At 42.6% G+C, this 303-nt stretch carries 1 protein-coding gene; it reads left to right on the plus strand.

Annotated features, from left to right (window positions below):
- Positions 1–19 precede the first annotated feature (19 nt).
- Positions 20–303: reverse transcriptase domain-containing protein (locus DZ60_RS25820; RefSeq protein ID WP_394332044.1), on the plus strand; the 284-nt coding region annotated here is incomplete at its 3' end.

Genomic DNA, 303 nt, shown 5'->3' on the forward strand with positions numbered 1-303 from the left:
TAGACGTGGTCACCACTTTGTGCGCTATGCGGATGATTGTAACATTTATGTTAAAAGTCAACGAGCCGGAGAACGAGTAATGCGAAGCATTACCCAGTTTCTTGAAAAGCGATTGAAAGTTAAAGTGAACCCAGATAAAACCAAAGTCGGTAGCCCGCTACGGTTAAAGTTTCTTGGCTTTTCGTTGGGTGTAGACCACAATGGAGCCTACGCCCGTCCAGCAAAACAATCGCAACAACGAGTAAAGAAAGCATTGAGGTTATTAACTAAACGTAATCGTGGAATATCTCTGACAAGAATGTT

This window comes from Aquimarina pacifica (genome assembly GCF_000520955.1).
Lineage (GTDB): Bacteria > Bacteroidota > Bacteroidia > Flavobacteriales > Flavobacteriaceae > Aquimarina > Aquimarina pacifica.